Below are 22,352 nucleotides of genomic sequence, written 5' to 3'. Positions count from 1 at the left end.
TACAGACATGTTCTTTTGAAATCAATAAAAAATTAAAGGTATATTTTGGACATTGTTAATATTACCATTTATAATAAAAAAATACACTTGCTTAGACAGGGAGATTTTATCATGACTGAAATGAAAAAATTATCTATTCATCGTGCGTTAACAGAATTAAAAATGTTGAATATAAGAATTGAAGCAGCAACAAATGAGGTTAGCTCGGTATTAGCTAATCGAAAAAGTAATAGTAAGATTAATGGTATAGAAATTGGTGAGTATGAAAAACAAATGCAAGCTTCGTATGATAAAGTGATTGGCTTAATTCACTATCGAAATAAAATAAAAGCACTCGTTGTTCAATCTAATGCCCAAACTAAGGTGAAAGTTGGCAAGGAAGAAATGACAGTTGCAGAGGCAATTGAACGAAAGCAATCTATTCAATTTGAAAAGAATTTGCTCGAAGTTATGCAGCATCAATACCGTTCAGCAATTCATACAGTTGCCAAAGAAAATGATGCATTACCAGCCAAGTTGGAAACTTATTTAATTAACATATTAGGCAATAAAGACAAACAATCTCCAGAGGAAGTCAAATTACATACTGAAACATTTATGAAAAGAAATGAGTATGAATTAATCGATCCACTAAACGTCAAAAAACAAATAGAAACATTGAGTAATCGAATTGAAGAATTTGAATCTGAGGTTGATGCTGTTCTATCAGAGTCGAATGCCACAACATTTATTGAAGTACAAGCTTAACGAGATTTGCATGACCTAGCGAAAATGGAAAACGAAAAGTCGCTCGCGCTTGAAGGCATGTGTGCGAGTAAAAACCTTAAACATGCCTTACCCAATGGAAACTTTCAACTAAACTAAATTGAAAGCTTAAAGAGTAAAGATAAAAGTACAAAGCTTACGTCTTAAAGTTCTTTTGGTAAAAGCTCAAAATTCAACATTTAAAAATCTTTTAAATCCTGGGGAAATGGTTAAGGTATCGACTTTTCTAGACCGTCTATCATCCACCAGGCAGCTTGTGCTGTGCTAAATAAAGAAAAGGACGTCTCAATTTTTTTGAGACGTCCTTTTTGCCATTTATTTATTTTTCAATACAAGCTTTGCCACGCATTCCACCTGAGCTGTCTGAGCGAACATGTCAACAGGCTGAATATACTCAACATGATAAAGGTTCGATAACTGTTGTAAGTCCTTAGCTAAAGTCGAAGGGTTACAAGAGGTATAAACAAAACGTTTAGGTTTAAGCTTAAGCACTGTTCGAATAAACTCAGGAGCAAGTCCTGTACGTGGTGGATCTACAGTAATAACATCTGGTGTAAACCCTTCTTTTCTCCATTTAGCTAGGACATTTTCTGCTGTACCAACTGCATATTTAGTATGCTTAAAGCCATGATTACGTGCATTTTTACGTGCATCTTGAATGCTTTCAGGAATGACATCCATCCCACGGACTTCCTTCGCTTGATCTGCTAGCCAAAGTCCAATTGTTCCGACTCCACAATAAGCATCTACAACTGTTTCTTTACCAGTTAAAGCAGCAGCCTTTTTAATTTCATTATAGAGATGAACAGTTTGCGTTGGATTTAGCTGGAAAAAGGCGCGTGCTGATAAATCAAAGGCCAATTCACCAAGCTCCTCGTGGATTGTTTCTTTACCATCAAGAACAATCGTTTCATCACCAAAGATTAAAGAAGTTTTCTCACGATTTATATTTTGTGCAATGGATACAATGCTAGGATCAATCTTTTTAATACGTGTTATAAGTTCAGTTAAATGAGGAATTTCTTTACGAGTAGTTACAAGTACTACTTGTGTCTCCCCAGTGCGTATACCAGTACGAACTACAATCGTACGAACTAAACCATCAAGCGTACGACCATCGTAAATAGTTATATTCAATTTTTGTAAAATCTTACGTGTTGCAACAGTAATTTTAGAAGTGACGGGGTGCTGAACAAGGCAATCATTTATATTCAATAGCTTGTTACTTCCTTCTGCAAATAAGCCAGCATATACGCGCTTGCCTTCTTTACGCACTTGGAACTGGCTTTTATTACGATAGTGCCAAGGATTATCCATACCAAGTGTTTTCCGTACCTCTACAGTTTCAGCTAATGGTTTTGCATAACGTTCTAATGCTTGAATAACAATATCACGCTTTTCCACTAGCTGTTTGTCATAAGTCATGTGCTGAAGCTGACAGCCACCACATTCGTTGTAAACTGGACAAGGTGCTTCCTGACGGTATTTTGAAGCTTTTCGGATTGATAATATTTCAGCTTCAGCAAAATTACGCTGTGTTTTTGTTACTTGAGCTGTAATTTCTTCTCCAGGAATTGCCCCTTTCACAAATACTACATTACGTTTGTAAAATCCTACACCCTCACCATTAATACCAAGTCTTTTTATTGTTAATGGGAATTTTTGTCCCACGGTCATCGTTGTTTGCTGCGTCAAACGTTCCACGTCCCTGCTTTATAATGTCATCTCCCCATTATAACGAAGGTACAGGGGATTGCAAAGCAACAGGGAAATCATCATATTCTAATACTAAATCGTCAAGTGATAAAAATGTATAGCCTTGTTTTTTTGCTTCTGCAATAAACATTGGTAAAGCTTCAGCATTGTCCTGTGCTACTGTGTGCATTAATATAACCGCTCCAGGATGCAATTGTTCCATTAGTGCATTATAAGCATAATCCGCACCACGACGTTCATCCTTCATCCAATCCTTAAATGCTACAGACCAGAAAATATGACGATAACCTTCTGCATTTCCCACCTCTAACACTTTTGCATTAAAAATACCTTCGGGTGGACGGGCATAAGTTGTGCGGTCAATTCCAGTTAATTCGCGTAGCTTTCCATCGAACTTTTTCCATTCTGCACGCATTCCATCTGGAGAGAGACGAGCCATATTGGGATGACCATAAGAGTGATTCCCGATTGTATGACCATCTTTTACCATGCGTTTTACTAAATCGCTGGCACTGTCTAAATAATGTCCTGTTAAAAAGAAGGTTGCAGGTACATTTTCCTTTTTCAATGTATCCAAAATACTTTCGGTAAAGCCGTTTTCATAGCCATTATCAAATGTTAAATAGGCAATTTTTTTATCCGGCTTTCCTTTGTAAATAGCTCCATATTTATCAAGTAACTGATCAAGCTGCGCTCCTGCCTCTGCCTGTTCTCCATTTTTAGCGCGCTTAAAGCCCCAATGGTGTTCATCAGAACCGGCAGCAAAATTTGGATTAAAGCTAATTCCTGCGGCAATAATAAAAGTAGCGATTACCGCACCTACAATATGTTGTTTCCACATAAAAAACGCATCCTTTCTTTTTCATTAGGATGCGTAAAAAAGCTAGAAATTATCCACTATTTCCGAGCATTTAATATGTCTTCAAGTGCTTGTGTTAAATAAGGATATTGAAATGTAAAATGATGTTTTTCTAAAACTGTTGGGAGGACATGTTGCCCCTCTAAAACAAGTTTACTTTGTTCACCGAGAGCTAAACGTATAGCAAAACCTGGCACAGGCATCCAATGACGTCTACCCATGACCTTTGCGAGTGTTTGTCCAAAATCTTTCATTCTCATAGCATTTGGGGCCGTTACATTAAATGGTCCATGGATACTTTCATTCATTATAGCGAAATAAATGGCACGTGCTACGTCATCGATATGTACCCATGACAGCCATTGTTCACCGGAGCCAATAGTTCCACCTACATGCATTTTATACGGTAATAGCATTGGTGGGAGTGCACCATTGTCTCGTCCTAAAATGACACCAAAACGTGCGAGAGCAACCCGAATCCCAAAACGCTCTGCTCGTTTTGCATGGCGTTCCCAATCATGGACGGTTGTTCCCAAAAAGTCAGTTGCATAAGCCGTAAAATCTTCATCATAGATTGCTTCTGTTGAAGTCGGATAAATACCTACCGCACTAGCATTAACAAATACTTTAGGTTTTTTCGTAAGTATTTCCATTATCCGTATTATTTCAAGTGTCGTATTCATTCGGCTCCAATAGATAGCCTTTTTTTGTCTTTTCGTCCAGCGCCCATTATTTAAAGAAACACCTGCAAGATTAACAAAAACATCTACACCTTCAAATAACTCTACAGAAGGCTGGTGCGGCTGTAGCCATTGTACATAGTGAACGCCATTATCTATTTTTGATTGATGACGTGTTAAGACAAAAAGGTTATGACCATAGTCTTGCAATAGCTTTATAAGGGCTTTTCCAACAAAGCCAGTACCACCTGCAATAACGATTTTCATAACAACACCTCTTTTCGAATAAAAGCTTACTTGTAAGTTTACCATGTAACCGATTAGTGAACATCTGTAGCGTATGGTTTGAAAACGTATGTGTCAGAGGCGCAAAAAATCTTCGCTAATATATAGTACCCATGCAAGCAGAGATAACTACCTAATTAGAGAGGTGAATACCAGTGTACGTAGGCAAAATACTAATACCAATTATCAAATCCTTTAAAAAGAAATGCTATAATAACTAGAGTGAGGTGTTTGCTATGCGTATGATTACAAAAATTGCACGTCAAAAAAACAATCCTGAGCGCTATAATATTTATTTAAATGAAGAATATGCTTTTCCGGTTGATGAAGCTATTCTCATTCAATTTGGTTTAACAAAGGGGAAAGTACTGGACGAATTTGAAATCCAGGAAATTGCCTATGAGGATGAAATACGTAAGGCATTTAATAAAGGATTAAATTTTTTATCTTATCAAATGCGAAGTGAGCATGAGGTTAAGAAAAAGCTCCTTGCATTAGAATTTGGAGAAGCAGTGGTGTTAGAGGCAATCCAGAAGTTAAAAACATATGGTTTTATCAATGATGAAAATTACTCAAAGGCATTGCTCGATACAAAAAAGGCTACTATGAAAAAAGGGCCAAGAGCGATTAGACAAGATCTTATCAAAAAAGGCATAGATAAAAACTTACAGGATGAGGTGCTTGCTACATATAGTTTCGAAGAACAATTAAACCTAGCTAGCCAGTTAGCCGATAAAATTGTTCGTTCAGAAAACAAAAAAACACCAACACAAGTAAAGGCAAAAATCCAAGATTATCTGTTAAGAAAAGGTTATGCATTTTCTATTGTTGAAGAGGTGCTTAACCAAATAGAGCTTGGACAAGATGAAGACAACTGGCAACAGCTCCTCGATGTTCAAGGCGAAAAAGTTTGGAAAAAGTACGTATCGAAGTATACTGGTTATGAGCTGAAAATGAAAATTAAACAGGCGCTCTATCAAAAGGGTTTTCCTATAGAGGTAATAGATCGTTTTATAGAAGAGAAGGAGAATGAAGAATGAACGAAAAAAATTATGCTGCTATGTCGGAGCATGAACTACGTGAGGAAATAGCTTTTCTAAAAGAAAAAGCACGTAAGGCCGAGCAGCTAGGAATTATCAATGAGTTTGCTGTTTATGAACGCAAAGCCTTAATGGCAGCTGCTTATTTAGTAGATCTGGATACGATTGTACCAGGAGAAATGTATCGTATTGATGGTTCGGATAATGAATTTTTCCAAGTAGATTATCTAAAGGGACGCTTTGCTTGGGGACACCGTTTAGGTGGAAACAAGTATCAAGAAGCATTACCTGTATCTATACTATCCCCTGTAAAGGTGGGAAAGTAAGTGGAAGATAAAATTGAAAAATTGACAGCTGAGTTGCTGGCAAAAAATCCGCAAATGTCAGTGGGCCGAGCACGTGTTTGGGTTGAACTGTTATGGAGTGACTTTGAATCAACAGCTGCCAAAGCAGGATACGCTTATCGAGGCGCAGATTATACAGAAAATCTAGTACGCCAATTAATTACAAGCTATGGTGATAAACTCCATACCTTTGCAGGACGCAATCCAAAGTACTCTCATTTATTAGATGCTAGTGATGATATGATCCAATAAGAAAACCCTGACCACTATTGGTCAGGGTTTACTGCTTAATTACTTGCACCGATTTGTAGTTTTTTCTGTAACTTATCTTCTGTGAAAATCCAGCCCGTATAGGACGTCATGATTTCATTATTATCATTTAAATGTGCAACGGCCACGAAAGGATAACGATTATCGCTACGGTAACGCAGATCGATTAATCTTACTTCTGTTAAGCCGTTTTCAAGCTCTGAGATTTCCCATCGGTACATGGGGGAAAAGGACACAAATGCTGCTAAGTTAGGGTCTTTCATTGCAGCATGGATAAGCGCAGTTTTTGGTAAAGGCTTAATTTCGAATTTATCGTAAATATTAACTGTCCTTCCATAAGCTCGCCCTACATAGTAATGTGTTTTAGATTTGGCTGCGATTCGCCAATGAAAGAAGCGCATAGTAGGTGCTACAATGACGTATTCTTCGTCCTGTAAGGTATGATGCACAGCTTTTTTTACAGCTTTTTGAACAGCAAATCGTAAAATATAATAAACTACAATGACGACATACATGATGCTAAATGTCCAAACAGGATTTGTACCAAATGCCCATAACACAATACCAAGACAATGTAAGGAAAAAATAATTGGATCAAATGTATTTATAACACCTAACGCTACCCACTTTCTAGAAAATGGTCGTATTGCTTGAGTACCATAGGCGTTAAAAATATCAACAAAGACGTGAAGGGCTACAGCTAAAAATGTCCAAAGCCATAAATGAAACACATTTACGTCTTGCAAAATAAGCGATAAAACAACTGTAATTAAAATGGGCCAAATAGCTACAGCTGGTAGTGAATGTGTAATTCCACGGTGATGACGAATATAGATGGCGTTATTACGTAGTTTTAGCACAGTGTCGACATCTGGAGCCTGTGAGCCAATAATTGTACCTGCCATTACTGCAGTAAAAGTCATTGAATGGTTGGCTACTACAGGGTCGGCTAATGCAAGACCGCCAAGGGCTATACCCATAACGAAATGTGTACCTGAATCCAAAAATATCCACTCCTAGTATGCAATAAAATCGAGTACAATGTGCATACATCTTTATTTCAATAATAAAAGGTATATTGAAATTTCTAACATTCAGTCTTGGAATAAAGACAATTTTTGTCGATTATTCCCGAATGTACTTTTCCTAATTGTATACCCTTTTCATCATAAATTAAATCGTAAAAACATCGGAGGTCACTGTGAATTACCCATATGTAACAGAATTTCGACAATCTTTAGTCGAATGGTTTAACGCTGAGAAACGCGACTTACCGTGGAGACATACAACAGACCCTTATAAAATTTGGGTATCGGAAGTGATGCTACAGCAGACACGTGTCGACACAGTTATTCCTTATTACAATCGTTTTATGGAAAGTTTTCCAACATTAGATTTACTCGCGGAAGCACCACAAGATTATTTACTGAAGCATTGGGAAGGTCTTGGTTATTATTCCCGTGTACGTAATTTACAAGCAGGTGCTCGTGAAGTTTTAGAAAATTACGGTGGCGTTGTGCCCGATAATCGTCACGAAATATCGAAATTAAAAGGTGTTGGCCCCTATACTGCTGGAGCTATTTTAAGTATTGCCTATAATAAGCCTGAACATGCAGTTGACGGCAATGTTATGCGTGTTTTAAGTAGAGTGCTTGATATACATGATGATATAGCCTTGCCAAAAACGAAGAAAATTTTTGAAGTAGCGGTCGAAGAGCTAATTGATCCTAATCATGCTTCCTCTTTTAACCAAGGTCTAATGGAACTAGGGGCACTCATTTGTACGCCTACCTCTCCAAAATGTTTATTATGTCCAGTAAGAGAGTATTGCACCGCATTTAATGAGGGCGAACCAGAAAAGTTACCTGTCAAATCAAAGAAAATAAAAATGAAGCATCTCACGTACGAAGTCCTTATATGTGAAGATGTTAATGGAAAATTTCTAATGGAACAACGACCTGAGGAAGGATTGCTGGCTAAATTATGGCAATTTCCGATGATTGATACTAGTCAATCATCAATTGAAAACTTTACAAAGGAATACCCATTAGAGGGACAAGCTAAACAGGAGCTGATTTCTTTTAAACATGTTTTTTCACATTTAACATGGCATTTAAATAGCTATTATATGAAATGTGAGACAGCTACAATGGGCAATTGGTTAACGCCGGAGCAGATAGAACGATTACCGATGCCGGTTCCTATGTTAAAAATTTGGGAAGAAGTAAAAAAGCAAATCATAGGGAAATAAATCCTTCTGTAAATCATCAATTCATGAGCATAAATGTCATCACCTCCGTACACAATAATTAGCGTGGAGGTGAATGAATAATGAAAAAGCAAAACAACCAAAATTTCCAACCGAATAAAAACATGCAACGTCAAAGTGAAGAGTTTGGTTTTGAAACGGACGTAAATGAAGTGCAAAAGCAAAATGCAAAAGCAGAGCAAAAGAAAGCTCAATCTTCAGGTCGTTTCTCGAAAACTAACCAAGATTTAGGTGAATAATACTTTGTAATTGCATAATGCATTTACCTCTAAGGGGCTGTCTGAAATCCGAAAAGATGAATAAGACAGCCCCTTTCTTATTGAGGAAAGAAGTGAATATAGGCGTGCCTTTAGAAGTAGAATAGTTGGTGAAAAAACTAAAAAATATCAACAAAGTGGATGTTATAATAAAATTCATTTATAATTGACTAAATTTTATACGAATTCAAAATAGCGTAGTGAAATTTGTGGTTTTCTAACTACACCTTTCGCGTACACATTGCTATAATATACTAGAGACTGCTAGATTTAGGTAGCATAGACGAAAAGGTGGGCTTCAAAATGGCATTACCGGTAGAAGGAGAAACGATACAAATACATAGTTATAAGCACAATGGCCGTATCCACCGTGTTTGGCAAGAAACGATGGTTTTAAAAGGTACGAAGAATATCATGATCGGTGCGAATGAACGGACACTTGTGACAGAATCCGATGGTCGTACATGGCTAACGAGAGAGCCTTCTATTTGTTACTTCCATGCGGAACACTGGTTTAATATCATCTGTATGCTACGGGAAGACGGAGTGTATTATTATTGCAATCTAAGCTCACCATTTGTTTTCGATAATAATGCCATTAAATATATCGACTATGATTTAGACATTAAAGTTTTTCCTGATATGTCTTATACCCTCTTAGACGAGGATGAATATGAGCTTCATCGTAAGGAAATGTCTTATCCTGATGTCATTGATAAAATTTTAAAGCGCAATGTCGATAAATTAATAAGCTGGATTCAACAAAAAAGAGGACCATTTGCACCCGATTTCATCGATGTCTGGACAAATCGTTACAAATTCCAACTTGATATGCAGTCAGATGATTGTTAAAGAAAATCCGAACTATTCTGTGAGACTCTATAGTAGTGACTCCAGATAGTTCGTTTTTTCTATTTAAGACACTCGGTTATCAAGAGGCGTAAATGATTTTTGCCTGTTTTTTTGTTAATTTCAGCACATGTTGTATGTGTCCTCGGAAAATTAGGTGTAATAACAGCGAATATAAAATAGTTCGCTATAAAGTCATCATAACTGTATTTTAATCAAAATATTGCTATAATACTTAGGGCATTCATCATTGAATGTCTGTTTCTTTTTGTAAGGATGTGATAAAAAATTGGGAAGTATCAGGCGGTATATGCGCTTTGTAAAACCATATACATGGGAAATTATTTTAACGATTGTCATTGGTATAGTAAAATTTGCTATTCCTCTATTTATTCCACTGCTCATTAAGATTGTGTTAGACGATATTATTGCAGCAGAAGATTTAACAGATGTAGAAAAAACGAAAGAGCTGTTTTATTGGCTAGGCGGAACGATTCTTGTGTTCTTTATTATCCGTCCACCAATTGAGTATTATCGACAATATTTTGCACAACACGTAAGCAATAAGGTTTTGTTTGATATTCGTAAGGAAATCTATGCACATTTACAGCGATTAAGTTTAAGATATTATGCCAATACACGTGCTGGAGATGTGATCTCAAGGGTCATTAATGATGTCGAACAAACGAAAAACTTTGTTATGACAGGTTTAATGAATGTATGGCTGGATCTTGCGACAATTGTTATTGCCATTGTCATCATGCTAACGATGGATGTAAAGCTGACATTAGTGGCGTTAGTTGCCTTTCCATTTTATGCATTGAGTGTTAAATACTTTTTTGGCAAACTGCGAGACTTAACACGTAAACGTTCTCAAGCACTTGCAGGTGTACAAAGCTATTTACATGAACGTGTAGCGGGTATGAGTATTATTAAAAGCTTTACGTTAGAAAAGCATGAACAAAAATTATTTGATACAGCAAATGGGGAATTTTTAGAGAAGGCACTTGATCAAACAAAATGGAATGCAAAATCATTTGCAGTCGTGAATACTATTACCGATGTTGCGCCATTGCTAGTTATAGCCTATGCGGGCTACCAAGTAATAAATGGCTCACTTTCTGTCGGTACGATGGTTGCCTTTATTGCTTATATTGAGCGATTATATGGTCCACTGAGACGACTTGTAAGCTCATCAACCACTTTAACGCAATCAATTGCCTCAATGGATCGGATGTTTGATTTAATAGACGAGCCCTATGAAGTGAAAAATAGGGAACATGCACGTGAACTACCACGTGCAAATGGGAAAGTTCGCTTTCACAATGTATCCTTCCAATATGAAAAAACGGGGTCACCTATTTTAAGTTCAATTGATTTTACGATTAATCCTGGAGAGACTGTTGCCTTTGTTGGCATGAGTGGCGGTGGTAAATCCACGATTATCAGTTTAATTCCTCGTTTTTACGATACAACAAGTGGTCAAGTAACCATTGATGGATACGATGTACGAGATGTCACTTTACATTCGTTGCGTTCACAAATTGGGATCGTCCTGCAAGATAATATACTTTTTAGTGATTCTGTTAAAGAGAATATTTTAATGGGTCGCCCAGATGCAACAGATGAACAGGTCATCGAAGCAGCCAAAGCGGCAAATGCCCATGACTTTATTATGAGTCTGCCAAATGGTTATGACACAAAGGTTGGTGAACGAGGAGTAAAGCTATCGGGAGGACAAAAACAGCGTGTTGCTATTGCACGTGTATTTTTAAAAAATCCACCGATTTTAATTCTGGATGAAGCTACTTCTGCCTTAGATTTAGAAAGTGAAGCATTGATTCAAGAATCCTTAGATCAGCTCGCTCATGAACGGACAACTATTGTCATCGCACACCGACTTTCTACTATTACCCATGCTGATAAAATTTTTGTCATAGATCATGGTCAATTAATCGAAAGCGGTACACATGAGCAGTTAATGGACAAACAAGGGACGTATTATAATTTATTCCAAGTACAGCATTTGGATTAAAATTCGTACAAATTATGAAATTATTTCAAAAAAGTCTTCCATTTATTTATAAATGGAAGGCTATTTTTTTGTGATAAATGTAAAAAATTATCCCTTTATAAGATTTAATTATTATTGAAGGCGATTATTGTAGAAATTCTATGTAATTTGCAGAATATTAATGATTGAAAGAGTTCAGTATTTTAGTTAGAATTATCTGAAAATAAGGAATTTAACGAAAGTTATAGTATTCTATTAATATTATTATACAATTAAGTAAAATATAGGTAGGGTGAGGCGTTACACATGAGGAAAAAGCTACTAGAAATAAAAGGGTTAAAAACAACCTTTTTTACAGATAATGGAGAAATTCCTGCTGTAGACGATATCGATTTTTCTGTCCATGAAGGAGAAATTTTAGGGATTGTAGGGGAATCGGGAAGTGGTAAAAGTGTTACGTCGCTATCCATCATGGGGTTAATTCCATCACCACCAGGAAAAATTACAGGTGGTGAAATATTGCTAGATGGCAAAAACCTTGCGAAATGTACAGATAAACAAATGCAAAAAATACGTGGTAGAGACATAGCAATGATTTTCCAAGAACCGATGACTTCTCTAAACCCTTTATTTACAATCGGTGATCAGCTCAAAGAGGCTATATTAATTCATAATCCTAAGTGGTCAAAAAAGGAAGCGGTTTCAAGAGCAATCGACATTATGAAACTTGTAGGTTTACCACGAGCAGAGGACCTACTAAAAGATTATCCGCATCAGCTATCTGGAGGGATGCGCCAAAGGGTGATGATTGCCATGGCACTGGTTTGTGACCCTCAGGTACTAATTGCAGATGAGCCAACAACTGCATTGGATGTTACCATTCAGGCACAAATTTTACAGCTAATGAAAGACTTAAATAAAAGATTGAATACAGCTGTATTGTTAATTACACATGATTTGGGTGTTGTAGCAGAAACGTGTGAGCGTGTGATTGTTATGTATGCTGGACAAATTGTAGAGGAGGCGCCGATTCAAGAAATTTTTAAGAATCCTAAACATCCATATACACAAGGTCTTATTCAATCAGTGCCTGATATGCGCTATAAAAAGGATAATCTATACTCCATCCCTGGCAGTGTTCCTAAACCTGGAAGTATTCAAGTTGGTTGTCGCTTTGCGGCACGCTGCGAATATGCGATGGAACGCTGTTTACAGGAAACACCACCTTTATTTGAGGCAGCAGAGAACCATAAATCAAGATGTTTTTTACTAGAGGAGCAGGAGGTGGAGCAACGTGTCGAAAGCGTTATTAAAGGTTGATGGTTTAAAGAAATATTTCCCTATTCGAAAGGGTGTCCTTAATTCTCATGCAGGAGATGTAAAGGCGGTAGATGATGTTTCGTTTGAAGTGTTTGAAGGAGAGACATTAGGTATTGTTGGAGAATCTGGCTGTGGCAAATCGACGACGGGTCGCCTATTAATGCGTTTGCTAGAGCCAACTGAAGGTAAAATAGAATTCGCAGGTAAAATGATTTCAGAATTATCTAACAACGAAATGAGGAAGGCACGCAGGGATATCCAAATGATCTTTCAGGATCCTTATGCCTCATTAAATCCGCGCCATAATATCGGCAAAATATTAGAGGAGCCACTTATTGTCCATGGCATCGGTAATGCCAAAGAGCGAAAACAAAAAGTGTTGGAGCTTCTGGAGATTGTTGGGTTAAATGAATATCATATCAAGCGTTATCCGCATCAGTTTAGTGGAGGGCAAAGGCAGCGTATTGGCATTGCTAGAGCATTGATGACGAACCCTCGCTTAATTATTGCGGATGAGCCAGTCTCGGCGCTAGATGTGTCCATTCAGGCACAAGTCTTGAATTTATTGCAAAAGCTGCAAAAAGATTTAAAGCTAACGTATATTTTTATATCACATGATTTAGGGGTTGTACGTCACATTAGCAATCGTGTTGGCGTAATGTACTTAGGTAAATTAGTTGAGTTGACAGCGAGTGAGGACTTGTATGCTGAACCGCTTCATCCATATACACAGGCACTTTTATCTTCAGTTCCAGTTCCCGATCCTACATTTGAGCGTGAACAGATTATTATTTCTGGAGATATCCCAAGTGCATCAAATCCGCCGAGCGGTTGTACCTTCCATACGAGATGTCCTTTTAAAAAGGAACAATGCTCACAAGTAGTGCCTAAAATGCAAGAAGTAAAACCAGGTCATTATGTTGCTTGCCATCTGTATGAGGCGCTCCAACATTAAATGATATAAAAACGACATAGGGGGAAAATCAATGAAGAAAAAGAAGCTTTGGACCTTGGGTGTAATGCTACTCCTTATTCTCTCGACGATCTTAGCAGCTTGTGGCGGCTCAGATACTAAGGATACGGGTAGTAAAGATACATCAACTGGTGGCGATTCAGCTGGCAGTGGTGAACCAAAAATTTTAGTTTATGGTCGTGGTGGAGATTCTGTAGCACTAGACCCTGCTGTTGTCACAGACGGTGAATCTTTTACAGTGACAGCTAATATTTACGAGACGCTTGTAAACTTTGGTGAGAGAGATGTAACAATTAATCCTGGTCTAGCAAAATCTTGGGAGGCATCAGAGGATGGATTGACGTATACTTTCCAGCTCCAAGAAGGTGTTAAATTCCATGATGGTACAGACTTCAATGCCGAGGCAGTTGTTAAAAATATTGAACGTTGGAAATCAAGTACTGATAAATATCCATACTTTAGTACTCAATTTGTCGTTGGTGGCAAGCAAATTATTGACTCAGTAACTGCTGAGGGTGACTATACAGTTGTATTTAAGCTAAGCCAACCACAAGCACCGTTCCTGAAAAATTTAGCCATGTCTCCATTTGCGATTGCTTCTCCAACAGCCTTTGAGGCAGATGAAGAAGGATTATCAACAAATCCTGTAGGAACAGGTCCATTCAAGTTTGTTAGCTGGGTACGAAATGATTCTATCACAATTGAAAAAAATCCAGATTACTATATTGATGGTTATCCAAAACTAGATAAAGTTATTTATCGTTCTATACCTGAAAACTCTGCACGTTTAAATGATTTAATCGCAGGTAATATTGATGTAGCTGATGGCTTAAGTCCATCTGATAAAGGAACAATTGAAGGCGATGCAAATCTACAGTTAATTGAACGTCCATCTATGAATGTTGGATATCTTGGTTTAACAGTAACTCGTCCTCCATTTGATAATGTCAAAGTACGTCAGGCAGTCAACTATGCAATTGATAAACAAGCTTTAGTAGATGCATTTTATGAAGGCTTAGCAGAGCCAGCGAAAAACCCAATGCCACCGGTAATTACAGGCTATAACGATGAGGTAACAGGCTATACGTATGATCCTGAAAAAGCGAAAGCATTACTTGCTGAAGCAGGCTATGATGGTAAGGAAATTGAGCTATGGGCAATGCCAGTTCCACGTCCATACATGCCAGACGGACAAAAAATTGCTGAAGCGATTCAAAAGAATTTAGAAGATGTGGGCATTAAATCTAAAATTGTGTCATATGAATGGGCAACTTATTTAGATAAAGCTGAAAAGGGTGAAGCGGATGCATTCTTACTTGGCTGGACAGGGGATAATGGAGATGCAGATAACTTCCTTTATTCATTATTAGACGGTGATAATATTGGCTCAAATAACTATACATTCTACGACAACCAAGAATTACACAAGTTATTAACAGCTGCGCAAACTGAAATTGATGAAGATAAGCGTAATGAATTGTATAAGCAGGCACAAGTTATTATTTCTGAGGATGCTCCATGGGTTCCTCTTGCTCACTCAACACCAATTTTAGCTGCTAACAAGAAAGTTACAAATTATATTGCGCATCCAACTGGTTCTGACCGTTTAGATGCAATAGATATTCAATAGTAAACTGCATTCTTAAATAATAAAGAGGTATGTAAAGAATCTGCTTGCTTTTCTGCGGGTAAGCCGTGGAATTCTAGCAGATTCTTTTCTAGTAAAGGAAATCCAATCCTTTACTCTGTATGAAAGATCTCATCTAAACATTAAAGCCGTTTGGTGAAAGCTTAACCTTTCAACAGTATATAGACTTCAAAGTAGATTATGAAAATCATAGAGAGGTGATGAAAATGCTTCACTATATGGGGAGACGATTACTTCAACTAATCCCAGTTTTGCTTGGAATGACTTTTATCGTCTTTATGTTGATACGTGCAATACCTGGAAATCCAGCACAAGTTATTTTAGGACAACAGGCAACAAAAGAGGCGGTCGAGGCATTAAACGCAAGTTTAGGATTAGATAAGCCTTGGTATACACAATATTTTAGTTATTTAGCAGGTATTTTTCAGGGAGATTTAGGGGTGTCTTTACGTACAAAATTACCTGTATCAGAGGAAGTATTTCCGTATCTAGCAGCAACGGCTGAGCTTGCATTTTTTGCTATGATTATTGCTATTGTTATAGGTGTTAATGCTGGCATTATTTCTGCCTGGTTCCAAAATTCTTGGTTCGATTACATTGCTATGGTTGTGGCACTAGTTGGTGTATCTGTACCCGTATTTTGGCTAGGTTTAATGGAGCAGTGGACATTTAGTAGTCAGCTTGGCTGGTTGCCTACTTCAGGTCGAGATGATGTTCGTAATCCTGTAACCGCCATAACCCATTTCTATTTACTAGATACGCTCATGCAAGGACGCTTCGATCAATTCATTGAAGTTTTAAAGAGATTAATATTACCAGGTGTTGCGCTTGCGACGATTCCGATGGCTATTATTGCAAGAATCACAAGGGCATCCATGCTTGAAGTGATGCGTTCAGATTATGTACGCACCGCACGAGCTAAAGGACAAAAAATGTTTATTGTGGTTTATAAGCATGCATTAAAAAATGCTGTTATTCCTGTATTAACGGTAATCGGTTTACAAACAGGATTACTGTTAGGCGGTGCCATTTTAACAGAGACGATTTTTAGTTGGCCAGGCATTGGTCGTTATATTTATGATGCGATTGGCTTCAGGGATTATCCGGTCATTCAATCAGGTATCCTAATCGTTGCATTTATTTTCATCATGATTAACTTAATCGTGGACTTGTTGTATACAGTGATTGATCCACGTATTAAATACAAATAGAAGGGAGTTGCAATGATGACTGGAGCAATTGACATAAAAAAAGAAGCAGCACCTGTTCAAGAAAAGGCAGTAGGCCCATGGCTTGAAGGCTGGCGAAGCTTTAAAAAGAGCAAAGTGTCTTTAGTAGGTGCAGGAATTGTACTATTTTTTATTTTACTTGCTATTTTAGGCCCATATGTGGCGCCACAGGGGATAAATGAACAAGATTTATCAAAACGTTTATTGGCACCATCAAGTGAACATTGGTTTGGTACGGATGATTTTGGGCGGGATATTTTCTCTAGAATCATTCATGGTGCACGAATTTCGTTATGGGTAGGTTTTTTTTCAGTAGTTTTATCCGTAATTGTTGGTAGTTTGCTTGGAATTATTGCAGGTTATTATGGAAAATGGATTGATACAGTTATTTCACGTATTTTTGATATTATGCTAGCTTTCCCTAGTATGCTATTAGCGATTGCTGTCGTGTCAGTGCTTGGACCATCCTTACAAAATGCATTAATTGCTATTGCAATTATTAACATACCTAATTTTGGTCGTTTAATACGCTCAAAAGTGTTGAGTGTCAAGGAAGAGGAGTATATCGTATCAGCAAAAGCAATTGGCATGCGGGATTCAAGAATATTATTTTCACATATTTTGCCGAACTCTATGACACCTATTATTGTACAAGGAACGCTTGCTATTGCGACAGCTATTATTGAAGCGGCAGCGTTAGGTTTCCTTGGACTAGGGGCTCAAGCTCCAGCACCAGAATGGGGAAAAATGCTAGCCGATGCGCGGAAGTATTTATTAAATGCTCCTTGGACAATGATTTTCCCTGGTTTAGCTATTATGCTAACAGTTCTAGGCTTTAACCTAATGGGTGATGGACTACGAGATGCACTTGATCCAAAAATGAAAAGCTAGTTAATACATTACACCTTCTACAAGTTAGAAGGTTTTTTTTCAGCTACTTGGCAAACATGAACAAAGGGGTAAATAGGAACTCTTTTACAGCAAAAACGTTCTAAATTATAGTAGTGGACCAAACTGCTTTTCAAAAATAAGTGAAATTATCTTTCTGGAGCCATTAATTGAATTTTTTGTCATGTTAATTTAGACTTAAAAAGTAGAAAATTTTTATCATAGTAGATTATTGCTTACCATATAATCTTTCAGTTGAAATACATATTTTAGGAGGGTGTTAAAATTGGGGATTAATTTACAAAAAGGGCAACGTGTTGATTTAACAAAAGGAAATGCTGGTTTAAATAAAATTAAAGTAGGCTTAGGCTGGGACCCTGTAGGGCAAGAGAAAAGCGGCGGCTTTTTAGGCGGTTTATTTTCTAGTAGAAATAGCGGTAGTGGACGAAGCGTTGACTGTGATGCATCTGTATTAATGCTGCAAGATGATAAGGTTATTGCGGGAGACGATGTTGTTTATTTTGGAAAATTAACAAGTAAATGCGGCTCTGTTCAACATTCAGGTGATAATTTAACAGGTGACGGCGATGGGGATGATGAGGTAATTACAATTGAGCTATCGTCTGTGCCAACTCAATATAACAAGCTTGTGTTTGTTGTAAACATTTACGATGCAGCAGGGCGTAACCAACACTTTGGTATGATTCAAAATGCATATATTCGTGTGTATGATGACAGGACAGGAAGTGAGCTAATTCGTTATAATTTAACTGATAATTATTCGAATTTAACGACGTTAGTCTGTGGGGAGATTTACCGCCATAATAATGAATGGAAATTTGCTGCAGTTGGTACGGGAACAAATGATTTGAAACTTGGCGACGTTGTTCGAAGATATCAATAAATAAATGACTAAATAGGAGGAATAAAAATATGGGCATTTCACTACAAAAAGGTCAAAAGGTAGATTTAACAAAAACAAATCCAGGATTAACAAATGTTGTGGTAGGATTAGGCTGGGATACAAATAAATATGATGGTGGTCATGATTTTGATTTAGACTCATCTGTATTTTTACTTGCTGATACAGGGAAAGTAGCAGATCAAAATGACTTTATTTTTTACAACAATACAATTGGTGGAAACGGTTCAGTAGAGCATTCAGGTGATAATTTAACAGGTGTCGGTGAAGGTGACGATGAAGTGGTGAAAGTCGCATTAACTCAAGTTCCTGCTCATGTTCAACGTCTAGCATTCACGGTAACTATTCATGATGCGGAATCTCGCAGTCAAAACTTTGGAATGGTATCGAATGCCTATATTCGTATTATAAATGCTGCATCCAATGAAGAAATTATTCGCTATGATTTAGGTGAGGATTTCAGTATTGAAACAGCTATTGTAGTCGGTGAATTATATCGTCATAACGGTGAATGGAAATTTAACGCAATTGGTGCTGGCTATCAGGGTGGCCTAGCTGCTTTATGTAATGACTATGGCTTGAGCGTAAACTAAAATTTCATCTTTGGACAGAAAGGGAGATTTTGAATGGCTATTCAATTAAGTAAAGGGCAACGAATTGATTTAACAAAGCAAGATCCTGGTTTAAACAGCATCGGAATTGGCTTGGGCTGGGACGTTAAGCAATTCGATGGTGGGCAAGACTTTGACCTTGATGCATCTGTATTTTTATTAGATGCATCAGGCAAGTGTCGTAATGAGCAGGACTTTATCTTTTACAATAATTTAGCAAGTGCAGACCAATCTGTTGTTCATACTGGTGATAACCGGACAGGTGAAGGTGATGGGGATGATGAGAAAATCCTTGTGAACCTAAAGCAAGTGTCTCCTCAAATTGAAAAGATTGTGGTGACGGTTACCATTTATGATGCAGAGGGGCGCCATCAAAACTTTGGACAAGTCTTAAATGCCTATGTTCGTTTGACGAATGAAGAGACTGGATCTGAGGTATTACGTTATGATTTAGGCGAAGATTTTAGTATTGAAACGGCTGTAGTTTTTTGTGAGCTGTACCGTCATAACGGTGAGTGGAAATTTGCTGCAGTAGGCTCAGGCTATCAAGGTGGACTAGCAGCATTAATCAACGCATATGGCCTACAGTAAAGAGTAGGGTAGGTATACGCTGAAGGGTCTTGGGTGATGTGAAGAACTGTGAGGTGACCAGTTTTACAGATTCTGTATCTTGAAGCCTTATCGTATTGCACTGAAAATTGCTACTATATTTGGTACCATCTTTCAAATGAAATTTTTCTTTATTAATTGCTGCATTCTTATTGACATTTGTTGCACACAAGATGAATAAGAAAACAGCAGTGTAAACAAGGCACTGTATTGGTCTGTATGGAACAGGCTGATACAGTGCTTTTTTCACAAAAGGCATAGTTATTGGGGAGAGGATACGATGCAACACTTTGCAACAGAAGCAGAGACTATTTTTTATAAGAAGCCACAGCCTTTTACAAAATGGGAATCGCCAGATATTTTGTCATATGCCCTAGGCGCTACTTTATATATGCCTGCTTCCATGCCTACAATTGTGAGTTTGATTCAATCACAAAAATATAAAGAACTCACATCACTCGTTATTGATCTGGAGGATGCCGTAGGGGATATAGAATTAGTAGATTGTGAAGCAAAGTTGATTGAGGATATGAGCGAGTTATACGAGCTCTACCAACAAAAACAACTGCTACTTGAAGATCTTCCATTGCTTTTTATTCGTGTACGTCATGTTGAACAATTTCGTTATTTAACGACTGCTTTAGGAAAAAAGCAAGAAATCCTAACTGGCTATGTTTTCCCGAAATTTACAGCAGCAAAAGGCGCCTGTTATTTTGAAATTCTAGAACAAACAATTTTAGAGAATGATTTAGTTTTATATGGTATGCCGATTTTAGAGAGTCATGAGGTCCTCTATAAGGAATCTCGCATGGAAGCATTATTAGGCATTAAAGAAGTTCTACATCAATACAGAAACCGTGTATTAAATGTACGTATTGGTGCAACTGATTTCTGTGGTATTTACGGTATTCGCCGCCGTATGGACTCTACTATTTATGATATTAGTGTAATTCGAGATTGTATTGCAGATATTGTTAATATCCTTGGTCGCGAGGAAGATGGCTTTGTTATATCTGGGCCAGTGTGGGAGTATTTTAGTAATCAGCGTGTATTAAAGCCTGCATTAAGAGAAACACCATTTAGCGAGAAGGGTGCACTTGATACGAGGAAAGCATTATTAGACGATTGTTTAGATGGATTAATGAAAGAAGTTCTCATGGACAAACAAAATGGCATTGTGGGTAAAACGATTATTCATCCTAGTCATATTCGAGTCGTGCATGCATTATATGCGATTTCCTTTGAAGAATATCTAGATGCGCTAAGTATTATAGAAAATAATGATGGCCGTAAAGGTGTGATGAAAAGCCATCATGCTAATAAAATGAATGAAATCAAACCACATATGAGATGGGCACAGCGAATAGTAAAACAGGCACATGTCTATGGCGTATATCATGAATCCGTTGATTTTGCCTCACTCTTATTAAACTCTGATATAGGTGGTAGTATTTATGCAACAACAAATGAGTAAATTAAGTATTTTACCGGATTATTCAATCGATATTGAAATTACCTCCAATCCGCACCAATTTGAACTAACTGATTTATTTAAAATGGCAGCCCGTATTAATAAGAAAAGGCAATTTTTGTTTGTAAGCACCGTTCTAGGTAAACATTTAGCTGTACGCCCACAAGTCCCTTTACTGACTGGAGCTCTTTTAGCCTTGATGTATCATGAGAATCTTACTGGAGATAAAGCAATGACTTCGGATGCCGTTGTAAAAGCTTTAAAAGATGGGAATAGGTTCGATGAGGTTCAAAATTCCGTTGAGGGCAGCATAGAGTTAGCACAAGAAACATTGTTTATAGGATTTGCTGAGACGGCTACTGCCCTAGGACATGCAGTATTTAATGCGTTCCATTCAAACGCTATGTACATCCACACAACACGTGAAGTTCTTCCTGATTTAGAGCCATTTATTACATTTGAGGAAGAACACTCACATGCGACAAGCCATAGAATTTATACGGAAGATCCTGAAGCTTTACTGCAAGCTAAACGCATCGTGTTAATTGATGATGAGATTACTACTGGTAATACGGTCATTAACATTATTCAAACGTTAAGAAAGAAATTTCCGTTAGTTAGGCAATATGCTGTGTTATCTATTTTAGATTGGCGTTCCGAGCAGCAGCAAATGCTCTTTAAAAATTTAGAGGATCAGTGGGATATTTCTATTGAGTTCATCGCAATCATGTGTGGACATTTTAGTTGTTCAGGGACTCCCAGCTTAACAAGCATACAGCCAAGCGTACAAACACAGAGTGCACAGGATATGACATTGTGGCCAATTCAAGTGTCTGCTGATCGCAAAACTTTCCAATCAGTTGCAGAGAACGGTTTAGTAAACAAACAACCTTATTTAGTAGCAACAGGAAGATTTATGCTTACTTCAAAACAACATGTTCAACAAAAGGAAATGCTACAAGTAATCGCCCAGCAATTAAAAGGGCTACGTACAGATGGACCAGCACTTGTCATTGGAACAGGTGAGTTTATGTATGTTCCTATGCAAATTGCCTCTTACTTAGGGAACGATGTATATTTTCAATCAACCACGCGCAGTCCAATTTATTGCTCGGATGATGTTGGGTATGTGATTACAGAAAAAATTGCCTTTGAGAGTCCAGAAAATAATGGGGTTCAAAATTATTTATATAATGTTGAAAGTCAGTCCTACACGGAACTTTTTGTTGTGGTGGAACGTATAGCAAGTAAAGAGGTAGTTGCCCGTATGGTAAAGGCACTACAAGAAGTTAGTAGCGCTACAATATATGTGATTTGTATGCATGAATAGGAG

22 protein-coding genes are annotated in these 22,352 nt (G+C 37.5%); 18 read left to right on the top strand and 4 right to left on the bottom strand.

What is annotated here, in order from left to right; all coding sequences use genetic code 11:
* The first annotated feature begins 111 nt into the window (after positions 1–111).
* On the top strand, positions 112–747 hold the full coding sequence (locus OU989_RS19100; protein ID WP_274794515.1) for a hypothetical protein: 636 nt from the start codon (positions 112–114) through the stop codon (positions 745–747).
* Between the two features lie 333 nt (positions 748–1,080).
* On the opposite strand, the gene rlmD is transcribed toward OU989_RS19100, so the two are convergent.
* Genes rlmD through OU989_RS19085 form a run of 3 tightly spaced genes read right to left on the bottom strand, consistent with a single transcriptional unit; the run spans position 1,081 to position 4,287 of the window.
* Positions 1,081–2,460 carry a 23S rRNA (uracil(1939)-C(5))-methyltransferase RlmD gene (gene rlmD, locus OU989_RS19095; protein ID WP_274794514.1) on the bottom strand — a complete coding sequence of 460 codons (1,380 nt, stop codon included), beginning with the start codon at positions 2,458–2,460 and terminating at the stop codon, positions 1,081–1,083.
* 37 nt (positions 2,461–2,497) lie between these two features.
* Positions 2,498–3,322: a polysaccharide deacetylase family protein gene (locus tag OU989_RS19090; RefSeq protein ID WP_274794513.1), complete on the bottom strand. Its 825-nt coding sequence runs from the start codon at positions 3,320–3,322 to the stop codon at positions 2,498–2,500.
* A 56-nt stretch (positions 3,323–3,378) separates the two neighbouring features.
* Positions 3,379–4,287, bottom strand: coding sequence for a TIGR01777 family oxidoreductase (locus OU989_RS19085; protein ID WP_274794512.1), 909 nt, complete (start codon positions 4,285–4,287; stop codon positions 3,379–3,381).
* A 254-nt stretch (positions 4,288–4,541) separates the two neighbouring features.
* On the opposite strand from OU989_RS19085, the gene recX reads away from it, so the two are divergent.
* From recX to OU989_RS19070, 3 genes are read left to right on the top strand one after another with little or no spacing between them, the layout of a single operon-like run.
* Positions 4,542–5,345, top strand: coding sequence for a recombination regulator RecX (gene recX, locus OU989_RS19080; protein ID WP_274794511.1), 804 nt, complete (start codon positions 4,542–4,544; stop codon positions 5,343–5,345).
* Positions 5,342–5,671, top strand: a complete 330-nt coding sequence (locus tag OU989_RS19075; RefSeq protein ID WP_274794510.1) for a YfhH family protein — start codon at positions 5,342–5,344, stop codon at positions 5,669–5,671. Before recX ends, OU989_RS19075 begins: the two co-directional genes overlap by 4 nt.
* Positions 5,672–5,941, top strand: coding sequence for a YfhJ family protein (locus OU989_RS19070; RefSeq protein ID WP_274794509.1), 270 nt, complete (start codon positions 5,672–5,674; stop codon positions 5,939–5,941).
* 35 nt (positions 5,942–5,976) lie between these two features.
* Here OU989_RS19070 and OU989_RS19065 read toward each other — a convergent pair whose 3' ends face one another.
* Complete coding sequence (locus tag OU989_RS19065; protein WP_274794508.1) at positions 5,977–6,963, bottom strand: metal-dependent hydrolase; 987 nt, start codon at positions 6,961–6,963, stop codon at positions 5,977–5,979.
* Between the two features lie 197 nt (positions 6,964–7,160).
* Here OU989_RS19065 and mutY point away from each other — a divergent pair, with 197 nt between their 5' ends.
* The 14 genes from mutY (at position 7,161) to OU989_RS18995 (ending at position 22,349) form a co-directional block, all read left to right on the top strand.
* Positions 7,161–8,210, top strand: a complete 1,050-nt coding sequence (gene mutY, locus OU989_RS19060) for an A/G-specific adenine glycosylase (protein WP_274794507.1) — start codon at positions 7,161–7,163, stop codon at positions 8,208–8,210.
* Between the two features lie 80 nt (positions 8,211–8,290).
* A complete protein-coding gene (locus OU989_RS19055) occupies positions 8,291–8,467 on the top strand; it encodes a gamma-type small acid-soluble spore protein (RefSeq protein WP_274794506.1) in 177 nt (58 codons plus the stop codon).
* A 321-nt stretch (positions 8,468–8,788) separates the two neighbouring features.
* Positions 8,789–9,337: a nucleoside tri-diphosphate phosphatase gene (gene ntdP / locus OU989_RS19050; RefSeq protein ID WP_274794505.1), complete on the top strand. Its 549-nt coding sequence runs from the start codon at positions 8,789–8,791 to the stop codon at positions 9,335–9,337.
* Between the two features lie 307 nt (positions 9,338–9,644).
* Complete coding sequence (locus OU989_RS19045) at positions 9,645–11,369, top strand: ABC transporter ATP-binding protein (RefSeq protein ID WP_274794504.1); 1,725 nt, start codon at positions 9,645–9,647, stop codon at positions 11,367–11,369.
* 285 nt (positions 11,370–11,654) lie between these two features.
* The gene (locus OU989_RS19040) at positions 11,655–12,668 is read left to right on the top strand and encodes an ABC transporter ATP-binding protein (RefSeq protein ID WP_274794503.1); all 1,014 of its coding nucleotides are present in this window, start codon (positions 11,655–11,657) and stop codon (positions 12,666–12,668) included.
* Positions 12,643–13,623, top strand: coding sequence for an ABC transporter ATP-binding protein (locus OU989_RS19035; protein ID WP_274794502.1), 981 nt, complete (start codon positions 12,643–12,645; stop codon positions 13,621–13,623). The genes OU989_RS19040 and OU989_RS19035 overlap by 26 nt, the downstream gene beginning before the upstream one ends.
* Positions 13,624–13,654: 31 nt before the next feature.
* Entirely contained in the window at positions 13,655–15,271 is a 1,617-nt protein-coding gene (locus tag OU989_RS19030) for an ABC transporter substrate-binding protein (RefSeq protein ID WP_274794501.1), read from the top strand.
* Between the two features lie 224 nt (positions 15,272–15,495).
* Positions 15,496–16,500, top strand: coding sequence for an ABC transporter permease (locus tag OU989_RS19025; RefSeq protein ID WP_274794500.1), 1,005 nt, complete (start codon positions 15,496–15,498; stop codon positions 16,498–16,500).
* 12 nt (positions 16,501–16,512) lie between these two features.
* Positions 16,513–17,409: a nickel transporter permease gene (gene nikC, locus OU989_RS19020; protein WP_274794499.1), complete on the top strand. Its 897-nt coding sequence runs from the start codon at positions 16,513–16,515 to the stop codon at positions 17,407–17,409.
* A 283-nt stretch (positions 17,410–17,692) separates the two neighbouring features.
* Complete coding sequence (locus OU989_RS19015; protein ID WP_274794498.1) at positions 17,693–18,310, top strand: TerD family protein; 618 nt, start codon at positions 17,693–17,695, stop codon at positions 18,308–18,310.
* A gap of 29 nt (positions 18,311–18,339) precedes the next feature.
* Positions 18,340–18,921 (top strand): TerD family protein, encoded by a 582-nt coding sequence (locus OU989_RS19010; protein WP_274794497.1) that lies wholly within the window; start codon positions 18,340–18,342, stop codon positions 18,919–18,921.
* A gap of 33 nt (positions 18,922–18,954) precedes the next feature.
* On the top strand, positions 18,955–19,530 hold the full coding sequence (locus OU989_RS19005) for a TerD family protein (protein ID WP_274794496.1): 576 nt from the start codon (positions 18,955–18,957) through the stop codon (positions 19,528–19,530).
* A gap of 298 nt (positions 19,531–19,828) precedes the next feature.
* On the top strand, positions 19,829–21,022 hold the full coding sequence (locus OU989_RS19000; protein ID WP_274794495.1) for an HpcH/HpaI aldolase/citrate lyase family protein: 1,194 nt from the start codon (positions 19,829–19,831) through the stop codon (positions 21,020–21,022).
* Entirely contained in the window at positions 21,003–22,349 is a 1,347-nt protein-coding gene (locus tag OU989_RS18995) for a phosphoribosyltransferase family protein (protein ID WP_274794494.1), read from the top strand. The genes OU989_RS19000 and OU989_RS18995 overlap by 20 nt, the downstream gene beginning before the upstream one ends.
* Positions 22,350–22,352 lie beyond the last annotated feature (3 nt).

This window comes from Lysinibacillus irui (assembly GCF_028877475.1).
Lineage (GTDB): Bacteria > Bacillota > Bacilli > Bacillales_A > Planococcaceae > Lysinibacillus > Lysinibacillus irui.
The sequence above is the reverse complement of the archived record's forward strand: the minus strand, read 5'-3'. Positions and strand labels throughout refer to the sequence as shown.